8 protein-coding genes are annotated in these 12,143 nt (G+C 41.7%); 7 read left to right on the top strand and 1 reads right to left on the bottom strand.

What is annotated here, in order from left to right; genetic code table 11:
- The first annotated feature begins 16 nt into the window (after positions 1-16).
- From P2G54_RS07960 to P2G54_RS07950, 3 genes are all read left to right on the top strand, one after another.
- Positions 17-3,184, top strand: a complete 3,168-nt coding sequence (locus tag P2G54_RS07960) for an efflux RND transporter permease subunit (RefSeq protein WP_275869933.1) — start codon at positions 17-19, stop codon at positions 3,182-3,184.
- Positions 3,181-4,620 carry a TolC family protein gene (locus tag P2G54_RS07955; RefSeq protein WP_275869931.1) on the top strand — a complete coding sequence of 480 codons (1,440 nt, stop codon included), beginning with the start codon at positions 3,181-3,183 and terminating at the stop codon, positions 4,618-4,620. Before P2G54_RS07960 ends, P2G54_RS07955 begins: the two co-directional genes overlap by 4 nt.
- Before the next feature lie 211 nt (positions 4,621-4,831).
- Complete coding sequence (locus P2G54_RS07950; RefSeq protein ID WP_275869929.1) at positions 4,832-5,851, top strand: amidohydrolase family protein; 1,020 nt, start codon at positions 4,832-4,834, stop codon at positions 5,849-5,851.
- A 47-nt stretch (positions 5,852-5,898) separates the two neighbouring features.
- Here the strand turns inward: P2G54_RS07950 and P2G54_RS07945 are convergent, their stop codons facing one another.
- Entirely contained in the window at positions 5,899-6,651 is a 753-nt protein-coding gene (locus P2G54_RS07945) for a glucose 1-dehydrogenase (RefSeq protein WP_275869927.1), read from the bottom strand.
- 277 nt (positions 6,652-6,928) lie between these two features.
- Between P2G54_RS07945 and P2G54_RS07940 the strand changes: the two genes are divergently transcribed.
- The 4 genes from P2G54_RS07940 to P2G54_RS07925 all read left to right on the top strand — a co-directional run bounded on the left by P2G54_RS07940 (position 6,929) and on the right by P2G54_RS07925 (position 12,090).
- Positions 6,929-7,831, top strand: coding sequence for a bile acid:sodium symporter family protein (locus tag P2G54_RS07940; RefSeq protein WP_275869925.1), 903 nt, complete (start codon positions 6,929-6,931; stop codon positions 7,829-7,831).
- Positions 7,828-8,835 carry a 1-acyl-sn-glycerol-3-phosphate acyltransferase gene (locus P2G54_RS07935; RefSeq protein ID WP_275869923.1) on the top strand — a complete coding sequence of 336 codons (1,008 nt, stop codon included), beginning with the start codon at positions 7,828-7,830 and terminating at the stop codon, positions 8,833-8,835. Before P2G54_RS07940 ends, P2G54_RS07935 begins: the two co-directional genes overlap by 4 nt.
- A gap of 76 nt (positions 8,836-8,911) precedes the next feature.
- Positions 8,912-10,006: a 4-hydroxyphenylpyruvate dioxygenase gene (gene hppD / locus P2G54_RS07930; protein ID WP_275869921.1), complete on the top strand. Its 1,095-nt coding sequence runs from the start codon at positions 8,912-8,914 to the stop codon at positions 10,004-10,006.
- 341 nt (positions 10,007-10,347) lie between these two features.
- The gene (locus P2G54_RS07925; RefSeq protein ID WP_275869919.1) at positions 10,348-12,090 is read left to right on the top strand and encodes a hypothetical protein; all 1,743 of its coding nucleotides are present in this window, start codon (positions 10,348-10,350) and stop codon (positions 12,088-12,090) included.
- Positions 12,091-12,143 lie beyond the last annotated feature (53 nt).

The following is a 12,143-nucleotide window of genomic DNA, read 5'->3' as shown; positions in this document are numbered from 1 at the left end:
TCTTAGACCAGCACTTATGTTTGAGTTATTTATCAGGAGACCGATTCTTTCGACGGTCATCTCGGTTTTTATTACCCTTTTGGGATTGTTGGCATTGACTTCATTGCCTATTACCCAGTTTCCGGATATCGTTCCTCCTTCTGTGACGGTGACGGCCAAGTATACCGGAGCCAATGCGGAAGTTTTGGCAAAGGCAGTCGCTACACCTCTTGAGCGTGCGATTAATGGAGTACCCGGGATGGAGTATATGTATTCAGTAAATACCAACGAAGGGATTACTTTGATCACCATTGTTTTCCAGGTGGGTACCGATCCCGATCAGGCAGCGGTAAACGTACAAAACCGAGTAGCCACAGTAGTCGATGAACTTCCGGAAGAAGTAATCCGTGCAGGGGTAATGACTGAAAAGGAAGTTAATTCCATGCTTTTGTACCTGAATCTTATCACTTCCGATCCGGCTCAGGATGAAAAATTTGTATACAATTTCGCTGACATCAATATCCTACCCGAACTGAAGCGAATTGACGGTGTGGGTTTTGCCGAAATCATGGGTATGAAGGATTATGCCATGCGGGTGTGGTTGAAACCCGATCGATTGGCTGCCTATGATATTTCCCCTCAGGATGTCACCGAAGCCATACAGAACCAAAACGTGGAAGCTGCTCCGGGAAAATCCGGAATATCCTCAGACCGGGATCCTCAGGCACTTCAATATGTATTGAAGTACACAGGTAAATTCAATGAGGAAGAGGAATATAGAAACATTACACTCAAAGCCCTTCCGGATGGCTCCTTGCTGAAGCTGAAGGATGTGGCCGATATTGAATTTGATGCATTGGACTACAATATGATGTCGATGACGGATGGCCGTCCATCTGCATCCATCATGCTCAAGCAAAGACCGGGTTCCAATGCCCGGGAAGTAATCGCCAATATCAAAGAGAAAATGGATGAACTGGAAGGGACTTCCTTCCCTCCAGGTATGTCATACAATGTTTCCTATGACGTGAGCAGATTTCTGGATGCTTCTATTTATGAGGTGATCAAGACCCTGATTGAGGCCTTCCTGTTGGTATTTATTGTTGTATTCCTTTTCCTTCAGGATTTCAGATCAACTTTGATTCCGGCTATAGCGGTTCCGGTTTCTTTGGTGGGGACCCTGTTTTTTATGCAGCTCTTCGGTTTCTCCATCAATCTGCTGACCCTCTTTGCCTTGGTTTTGGCGATTGGTATTGTGGTGGATAACGCCATTGTAGTGGTAGAAGCAGTACACGTGAAAATGCATGATTTGCACCTGAATGCTTTTGATGCCACTATTGAGGCCATGAAGGAAATCGGTGGAGCGATCGTGGCCATTACCTTGGTGATGTCTGCAGTATTTGTACCTGTGAGCTTCCTTTCCGGACCTGTAGGGATATTTTATAGGCAGTTTTCCCTGACCTTGGCCATAGCCATTGTGATTTCTGGAATCAATGCACTGACCCTCTCTCCTGCCCTATGTGCCATGATGCTAAAGCCGGTTTCCCATGAGCCCAATCAAAAGAAAGGCTTGATGCAGCGCTTCTTTAATGGCTTCAATGCACGATATGATTCCCTGGCAGGAAAATACTCCCAGGTAATCAACAGAATCGCCGGGAGAAGAGGCCTGACCTTTGGAATTTTGGTCGTATTCTTTATTCTGACCTATGGGATGATTTCAATTGTGCCAACTGGCTTTATCCCCAATGAGGACCAAGGCATGATTTACGTGAATGTAACGGCTCCTCCCGGAGCCACCGTTGATCGGACTACAGAAATCATGGATCAGGTACAGGCTGCTTTGCTTCCGCTCAATGAAGTAGAAACTGTATCTACCTTGGCGGGTTACAGTTTGCTTACAGAAACAGCCGGTGCTTCCTACGGTATGGGGATGATCAACCTGAAGACCTGGGATGAGCGGGATAAAGACGTCAATGAGCTGATCAGGGACTACACGGAACGCACCAGCCATATAAAGGGTGCTGATATTCAGTTTTTCGCACCTCCGCCAGTTCCGGGATTTGGAAATGCATCCGGTTTTGAATTAAGACTTCAGGATCGTTCCGGAGGGGATTTGGACAATATGGCCCAGGTGACCGAGGAATTTGTCAAGGCTCTCAATGAAAGACCTGAGTTGGAAGAGGTATTCACCAATTTTGACCCAACTTTCCCTCAGTTTTTGATCAGTGTGGATCATGACAAAGCCGCTAAACTGGGTGTGTCTGTTCAGGAGTCCATGGAAACCCTGCAGAGTTATATCGGTAGTTTTTATGCTTCAAATTTTATCCGATATGGACAAATGTATAAGGTGATGATCCAGGCCTCCCCTGAATACAGGACCTCTCCGGAGTCTCTTCTGAATATGTATGCCAAAAACAAGGAAGGGGAAATGGTTCCATACTCCAACTTCATCAGTTTGGAACGGGTATATGGCCCAGAGCAATTGACCCGATACAATATGTTCAGTTCGGCTTTGGTTTCCGGTGAAGCTGCCCCAGGCTATTCCTCCGGGGATGCGATCAAAGCTGTGGAAGAAGTCTCTCTTCAAATATTACCAAGAGGATTTTCCATTGACTGGTCCGGGATCACGAGAGAGCAAATCGCCTCTGGCAATCAGGCAGTGTATATTTTCCTGATCTGTTTGGTGTTCGTATACCTGCTGCTCGCAGCACAATATGAAAGTTATATGCTGCCACTTCCGGTGATTTTATCGCTTCCTGCCGGGATATTCGGATCCTATTTCTTTCTCTACTTGGTTGGATTGCAAAATGATATCTATGCCCAGGTTTCCCTGGTGATGCTGATCGGGTTATTGGGGAAAAATGCAATCCTCATCATTGAAATCGCCATCCAAAACAGGCAAAAAGGCATGTCAATTTTACAAAGTGCAATCAAAGGAGGAGTAGAACGCTTGAGACCTATTTTGATGACCTCCTTTGCCTTTATCTGTGGTTTGATCCCGCTTACTATAGCCAGCGGTGCTGGAGCGATTGGAAACCGGACCATCGGAACTGCCGCCGCAGGGGGAATGCTCATCGGAACACTCATTGGAGTATTCCTAATCCCCGGCTTGTATGTAGTATTTGAAACCATAGACAGCCATCTGAGAGCCAAAAAAGAAAAAAGACAAAATCAATTGAAACATAGCCCGGTGATAGATCTATGAAAAGACAAGTCCTAATCAGTCTGCTGTCCTTCCTGATTCTTGCCGGATGCAAGATTCAGCAAGTTGACAAACCTGAAAACAGAATTTATTTACCAAACCAATACCAAGGCTTGGAGAGTGATTCCTTAGTGAACAGTTCCCAGGTCCAATGGGAAAGTTATTTTAAGGATGAGTACTTGAAAAACCTCATTCGCACTGCCTTGGACAATAATCAGGATAATCAGATCGCTCTTCAAAAAATCCAAGCTTCCGTGGCTGCGATGTCAAGGGCAAGAATGGGGGTATTTCCTTCAATTTCCCTAAATGCCGGTGCTTCCAAAAGGAAATTTGGAGAATACACTATGGATGGTGTGGGGAATTTTGACACTAACTTCTCGGAAAATATTGGTGAGGATAAAAAACTCCCAGACCCCTATCGGGACTTTATGCTTGGGGCTCAATTTGCCTGGGAGTTAGATGTATGGGGAAAACTCAGAAACCAAAAAAGAGCGGCAGTATCCAGGATGCTGGCCTCAGAGGAAATGAGTAAGCATGTTCGCACCTATTTGGTAGCTGAAGTGGCGACAAATTATTACCGCCTATTAGCTTTAGATAAAGAGCTTGAGGTATTGGAAGAAAACATCCGGCTCCAGGAGTTGGCCCTTCAATTGATCATAGAACTGAAGGAAGGAGGTAAAGCCAATCAGTTGGCAATTGATCAGTTTGAAGCCTTGGTATTGAATACCCGTGCGCAATTGCAGGCCAAAAACCGGGAATTGAAAAGTGCTGAATACAACCTTGCCCGCTTGATTGGTTCCCTGGACTTTTCCATGGAGCGAATGGATCTTGACAGTGCCATCACTATTCAGGAGAAAATACAAGCTGGATTACCTTCCGATCTGATCCAAAACAGGCCTGATCTCAAAGAAGCTGAGTTCCAGTTGAGAGCCAGCAATGCAGATGTAAACAGAGCAAAAGCAGCCTTCTACCCTTCCTTTAATCTATTTGGTCTGGCAGGGTTTAATGCTTTTGATTTTGGAAAACTATTTCTAAACCCAGCCTCCGGCGTTTACCAAATGGGTGCCGGTATCACTGCACCGATATTCAACAGGAGAGAAATTCGCTCATTGTACGAAATCGCCAAGGCAGACCAGCAGATTGCCTTATTGGAATACGAGAAAAAAACGCTGAATGCCTATCTGGAAGTATTGGATTTGGTCAACCAGATGGAGACCTATGATCAACAGCTGAAGATGAAACAATACGAAGTTTCGGTCTTGGAGAGATCCATTGAGCATTCCAATACCCTCTTTTCTGTAGGCTACGCCAATTATCTGGAGGTCATTAATGCCCAAAGCAGAACTTTGGAATCCGCCATAGAACTGGCTGATTTGAAAGCTTCACGATTACAAGCCAATGTACAGCTGTACAAGGCCCTGGGAGGCGGATGGAATTGAGCTTAAATCCATCAATAAAATAAAAAGGGGTAGATGAAATCATCTACCCCTTTTTATTTAGCTGGAGCAATTCGGCTAGGTAAATACATGGATCAATCTTTTCCAAAATCTTAACTCCCAAACTGTTTATATCTAGTTAAAGCACTTTGTCATTCTTTATTTTTTCATAATGACACAATTGATTAGATTAGGCCAAATCAATTCAAAACCAATGAAAAATAACCTTTTCTCAACCTATGGAAGATTCCTTCTTTTTGGATTAGGAATAATGGGTCTGTCTGAAGTCAGTCAAGCCCAAGAAGCAAAAAAGCACGCTCCTATCATCGATGTACACGTGCATGCTTCCCAGATCAACCCGAATTTTGCAAATGATCTTTGTCCTTGGTTCCTTTCCAATATGCCGGGAAGTGGCCCCAAGCAGACTCCCCCATCATTTATCAATACAGACTGTGCACGTCCCTTGAAGGCGGCAAAAAGTACGGAAGAATTTCAGCAGAAATTGATGGAAACTGCCGAAAGACTGAATATCACATTTGTAGCAAGTGGAGATGCAGAAATCCTTCATCGCTGGAAAGCAGCTGCTCCAAAGCGGGTAATTCCATCCTTGGGAATAAGTAATGCCGAACAAATGACAGTAGAAGCTTTTGAGGATTCCCTCTCCAATGGATTTTACCAAGTCATGGGTGAGGTGGCACCTCAGTACCAAGGTATGTCTCCAAGTGATATGTCATTGGATGAGTATTTTGGAGTAGCTGAGAAACTTGGAATCCCAGTAGGGATTCACATGGGAACAGGTGGAAATGGTATGGCTAACATTACCTCTCCTAAATACCGTGCATCCATGGGCAACCCTTTCTTATTGGAAGACATGCTGGCACGTCATCCTAAATTGAAAATCTGGGTAATGCATGCAGGCTATCCTATGATAGATGAAATGATCGCCTTGATGGGAGCCAATGCTTATGTTTATGTGGATTTGGCCGGATTCATCTGGAGTTATCCACTGGAAGAAATCCACATGTATCTAGAAAGATTGGTTCAGGCAGGATTTGGAAAAAGAATCCTATACGGAACAGACCTGATGGTATGGCCGGAGCTTTTGGAAACATCCATTGGTGTAATCGAAAATGCCAACTACCTTTCCGAAGATCAAAAAAGGGACATTTTCTTTAACAATGCAGTCCGATTCTTCAATTTAGACCCAAGTCAGTTTGAAGGAATAGAAGACTAAATTTCAAAAATTAGAAACCCGCACCGAATTCGATGCGGGTTCTTTGTTTATTGGGCCAAATACCCTCCGTCAACTGGATAGTATGCACCTGTAGCAAAGGAAGATTTATCAGAACCTAACCAGAGGATCAATTCCGCCACTTCTTCGGCTTTGCCCAACCTTCCCAAAGGATGAAGGGATGACACCATTTTAATCGCCTCATCATCCAGGGCGCCAGCCAACATCGGGGTCATGATATACCCGGGCCCAATGGAATTGACCCGAATATTTTTGGAAGCATATTCCAATGCCACAGCTTTGGAAAGCCCCACTACCCCATGCTTGGAAGCGGTATAAGCTGGGGAACCTTGGGCGGCGACTGCACCCAAAATGGAAGCGATATTGACTATGCTTCCTCCTCCATTTTTTTCCATGGCCTGAAGCTGGTAATGCATTCCATAAAATACCCCTGATAAGTTCACTCCGATCACTTTTAGCCAGCCATCAATTGGGTATTCTCCTGTCGGAGCAATTGGACCTGCTACACCTGCATTGTTGACAGCAATGTCCAATTTGCCATATTTATGGACAGTAGCTTTTACCAAAGCCTCATTGTCCTCAGGCTTGGATGTATCCGCTTTTACAAAGAATGCATCCCCACCATTTTTCTGGATTTCTGCCACCACCAATTGCCCATGTTCCTCATTGATATCAGATACAACCACCTTTGCCCCTTCCCTTGCAAAAAGGACTGCTGCTGCCTTTCCAATACCGGAACCAGATCCTGTGATAATGGCTACTTTATTCTTTAGAGTTTTCATAACTATATAATATTTAAATGATTCAAACCACTGAATTTTAATTCCTTACTAATGTTTATTTTACGAAAAAGCGGGATAAACAGGCATGAAAAAACATAGTTTCTAGCCTCCAACTGACATAAATCATGTAGATGAGAAGTAATATATCCGTCAAAAACTTTCTTGAAAAAACCAGAAGATCTAAACAACACACAACAAAGACATTCACTCTTCAAAACTTTCAAATCTTACCAAGAGGTTTTGATATATTCCCAATTCCATGGATTTTTAGGCTACAATGAACCCGATCCACGAACTTGATTCAATCCGCCTCAATTTTTCTCCTAATGACCTTCTTGCCCTTAATCTGGCCTTAGCCTTGATCATGTATGGAGTAGCACTGGATCTTCGTTTCGAAGACTTTAAATATTTGGTGAAAAATCCAAAATCCTTCGTTTTAGGGGTTCTTTCACAATTCGCATTCTTGCCTTTCTTGACTTGGTGCCTGATCATATTTATTCAACCACCGCCGAGTGTGGCATTGGGGATGTTCCTAGTTGCAGCCTGTCCAGGCGGAAATGTCTCCAATTTTCTCAGTAACCTAGCCAAGGGAAATACCGCATTATCAGTCAGTCTGACAGCCTTTTCAAGTTTATTGTCGGTAGTCGCCACTCCATTGAACTTTGCCCTTTGGGCTGGACTATACCCTCCCACTTCTCTCCTTTTGACCGAGATTCATTTAGATATTCAGGAAGTTTTACTGACTGTCTCCTTAATACTGGGTATTCCATTGGTATTGGGAATACTGACGAATACTTATGCCCCAGTTCTTGCCTTCAGAGTTTCCAAGATTCTGAAACCCCTCAGCATTTTGATCTTCTCGGCATTTGTAATCCTAGCTTTCGCCGGAAATTTCGATCTTTTTCTAAAGTACATTTCGGTGATTTTTCTTTGGGTTTTTGCACACAATCTACTTGCCTTGAGCACGGGATATTTAACCGGGAAAATGGGGAAACTGCCCTTTGCTGATATTAAAACATTAACCATAGAAACCGGAATCCAAAATTCAGGTTTGGGGCTAGTATTGATTTTCACTTATTTTGCGGGCCTTGGAGGGATGGCCATCATTACCGCTTTTTGGGGAATTTGGCACCTAATCGCAGGAATGGGAATAACCTTATTATTCAAAAAACTCGAATGAAAAATCTGATTAATGCATTCCTAACGGGTTTAGTAAATATTGCCCTGCATGGATATTTTCGGAAAATCATTGTTCAAGGAAAAGAGAATATTCCTAAAAACGTCCCTATCATCCTCGTCGCTAACCACCAAAATGCCTTAATTGACCCACTTCTGATCGCCACCCAATCAAAGTTAAAGCCATGGTTTTTGACTAGGGCTTCGGCATTTAAAAAACCTTTTGTGGCAAAGTTGCTGAACTTTATCAGGATGCTCCCTGTATTCCGCGTCCGGGATGGTTTTTCAACCATTACACAAAATCAGCAAACCTTCGATCAAACCTACGAGGTGCTGAAGGATAACGGAACGGTCATCATTTTTGCAGAGGGAACCCACCATCTGGAAAGAAACCTCTTTCCCTTAAGCAAAGGCTTTACCCGAATGGCATTTGGCTTAAAAGAACGATTTCCGGAAAAAGAACCGGTGATTCTTCCTGTGGGTATAGATTACAGTGCCCACCAAAAATCAGGGAGTATTGTCCGGTTGAGATTTGGAAAATGCATACCTGTAAAGATGAGTTCAGCTCAGTCAGGCAAATTAACCAAATCCGTAGAGCGAGCCTTGAAAGAACTCATCGTCGAAATTCCTCTTGAAGGGTACAAGGAAACCTTAAAGAAGCTAATCGAAAATGGAATTGACGTAAGCAATAAAAATGAAGTTGATGCTTTTCTTTTTGAAGACAAAAAACCTGAAAAGGGTTCTAAGGAGTCTCAGAGCACAGTCATTAACAAGATGATGAAGATTTTTCATTTTCCTCTGTTCCTTTTTTGGCTAGGGATCAAAAGCAAAATCAAAGACCCGGTCTTCGTATCGACATTTAAGTTTCTGATAGGTTTTGTCTTTGCCCCTTTGTGGTATGGGCTGTTGCTTTGGCTAAGCTTTAATTCCAACATAGGTCCGGAAACCTTTTCTATCCTGATAATGGCTTGGCTCACACTCTACATCAATAGGAACCCTCAGGAATAAGTTTGGAATTCACCAAATAATATTTGGGAGAATCTGTACCTTTGTCTTAGACCAAAACCCAAAAAATAACTTTAACATGACACAAGATTTCCTTCCAATCAACGGAACAGATCATGTCGAACTGTACGTTGGTAATGCCAAGCAGTCCGCTTTATTTTATCAATATGCCTTTGGTTTTGAACTCATCGCCTATTCAGGGCCTGAGACCGGAGTTAGAGATCGGGCTTCCTATGTGCTCAAGCAAGGCAAAATCCGTTTGGTATTAACATCTCCTTTACAATCCGATCATCCAATTGCAGAGCATATCCAAAAGCATGGTGACGGTGTAAAAGTGTTGGCACTTTGGGTGGATGATGCTGAAAAATCCTGGTGGGAAACTACCTCTAGAGGCGCGGAGTCTGTGTCCGAACCTAAAATCCTGAAGGATGAGTTTGGTGAAGTGAAGGTTTCCTCCATCAAAACCTACGGAGATACCATTCATACTTTCGTCGAGCGGAAGAATTACAAGGGTGTATTTTTACCAGGATATATCCCAAAAACAAGTACCTACCAAGCTGAGCCAATAGGTTTGGAATACATTGACCACTGTGTAGGCAATGTGGAACTGGGTGAAATGAATCATTGGGTGGAGTTTTACGAAAATGTAATGGGTTTTAAACTCCTGATTACCTTTGATGACCAGGATATTTCCACAGAATACTCAGCATTGATGTCCAAAGTGGTTTCCAATGGAAACGGGTACATCAAATTCCCAATCAATGAGCCGGCGGAAGGGAAAAAGAAATCCCAGATTGAGGAATATCTGGATTTTTACAATGGGCCGGGAGTTCAGCATATGGCTATTGCCACCAATGACATTATCCATACAGTAGGAGAGTTGAGAAGAAGAGGCGTGGAATTCCTTGAAGTACCAGGGACCTATTACGATGACCTATTGGAACGTGTTGGGGAAATCGATGAGGATATCCAGCCTTTGAAGGATTTGAATATCTTGGTGGATAGAGATGATGAGGGATACTTGCTTCAGATTTTCACCAAACCACTTCAGGATAGACCAACCCTCTTTATTGAGATTATCCAGAGAAAAGGAGCCACTTCTTTTGGAAAAGGAAATTTCAAGGCTCTTTTTGAGGCAATTGAGCGAGAGCAAGAATTGAGAGGCAATCTTTAAAAAATAACTACTCAATATCTGGAAATCAGATAATTAAAACCAGAAAACTGGCAATCCATTAAAAAAGCTGAGAAAATCTCAGCTTTTTTATTTATCCCATTTAGAAAACTTAATTTCAAAATTTATAATCCACGGAATTTATCTTGTTGTTTTTCTTTTGAATGAGGTCTAATAGAAAAGAGCTGACCATCAAATTCTTATTCTTTAAGTTCATTTTTAACCCAAAAATTCAATAATTTAAATTTATCTATATATTAATTTATTTTATATAATAATAGATTCAACTTTTTGTATAATTGGAGGTTTTGATTGAACCTTATCAATTGATGATTTTATAATGTATGCAAAAAACAAATAAGCTTAAGAGATTATGGGTAGCCATACTAGCATATTGCTTTACCCCTACAGTTCTTTTCGGACAATCCTACTCTACAGGATATAGTGATCCAGCACCGATATACGAACAAGGGTTAAGCGTCAGTATTCTTGGACGGTTTGATTTAACTTGGAATAATAATGACAGCGGATTATTCGGAAGTAAAGGGTTTAACCTGGAATTTGTATCATTTGTTGGAGGAGTAAACACGCTCTATGGTATTGAATATAAGGGCAAAGTATACCATGATTACTCTTTTGATGGTTCACTAAAAGAATATTTTTCTGCTTTGAAGGTCAGGGCAATAAATTATCAAATTAAAGTTCATGGATTAAAAGAGTCGACTTGTCAAAACATATCTGACACCAATGCCGCACCTGGAAGCAAAGTTTCACGGTTTTGTAAAGATGACGGTAATCAAATTTGGATTGACAAAGTCATAATTACAAAGGTTTATTTAGACGGAGTAGCTGCGTTACAGAGAAGAATTGATGAACTGGAACGGGAGGCACAGGAGCTTGAAAAAAAGGAGGAAGAACGACTTAAAAAAGAGCAAGAAGAAAAGGAAGAGCTTGAACGATTGGAAAAAATTCAAAAAGAAAACCTGCAATTAGAAGAGCTAAAAAAACTTGAAAAATTAAAAATAGATCAAGCGAATAAAGAATTGCTAGATCAGCAACAATCGGATACTGAATCAATACAGGCTCAAGAATTAGAGGCGGCTGAGAAAAGAAGAGCTGAAGCCTTGCAAAAACATAAAGAGCATCTGAAGGAGATGGATAAAATTTACAACAGTAAAGAATCAATTGACTTAAGAGCTAAAATGCTGCAGGCTAAAGCATTAGAAGCAGAAGGAGATCAGCTTTGGGAAATGGGAAGTATGTATGCATTCCAGGCATATAAAAAATATGAGGAAGCTCAAAAAATTTATTTTTCGAATGATGTAAAGCTTAAAATGAATGAAATTGGTGGATATGTTCAATTAGCACAGGGGCTTTCGGCTATGGGGGATATCATTGATCAAGAATTAGAAGAAGTGATCACAGTTTTAGATCCGGAAAGAAAATCAAGCTGGAGCCATTTAGGAATTTATCATGTAGGAAACTTTTCAAGTATTGGTGACTTATACGCTCAGGAGCCCTCTTCAACTAGTTTGGTAATGGCGATGAATTTCTTAGCAATAAGTTTAGACTTGAGAGCAAGCTATCATGTTCTTCCTGTACAAACTTATTCAATTTATCGTGAAGGGTGGAATTTGGTTATGCCGGAGACTGCCACTATTTCTACCACAGCTTTCGGTTTAGGATTTTCAGCTGGGTTGAATCTGCCATTTAAATATGTCCAACCTTATGCAACGTTTGGTAAGGATGTTCTATTTCCAGATAAATATGATATAAGCGCGCCCAATTTTGAATATGACGGTGCTGGATACCCAGGAAACGATAAAACATTAACCAGATATATTGTGGGAGTTAATTTCCAGATTCCTAATACATCCCTAGGTTTAGGTCTATCATATAATCTAAGTACGTTGTCAGGAGGAGAAAAACTGGATTCAGTCGTTCAATACAATATGCAATATACCGGCACTGATTCAAGTCGTGCGAATAGCAGGGGTTTAGAGTATCAACTCTATGAAAACCTAAACGAAAACTATAAATACAATAATTTCGGAGTAAACCTTTTTTACCGATTTAGCGCTCGCTAACAGCGTCGATAAAAAAGAAAAAAAGAGATCAAAAAGGAAGCTAAAATATCCTT

It is taken from the genome of Algoriphagus sp. CAU 1675 (assembly GCF_029222925.1).
Lineage (GTDB): Bacteria > Bacteroidota > Bacteroidia > Cytophagales > Cyclobacteriaceae > Algoriphagus.
The sequence above is the reverse complement of the archived record's forward strand: the minus strand, read 5'-3'. Positions and strand labels throughout refer to the sequence as shown.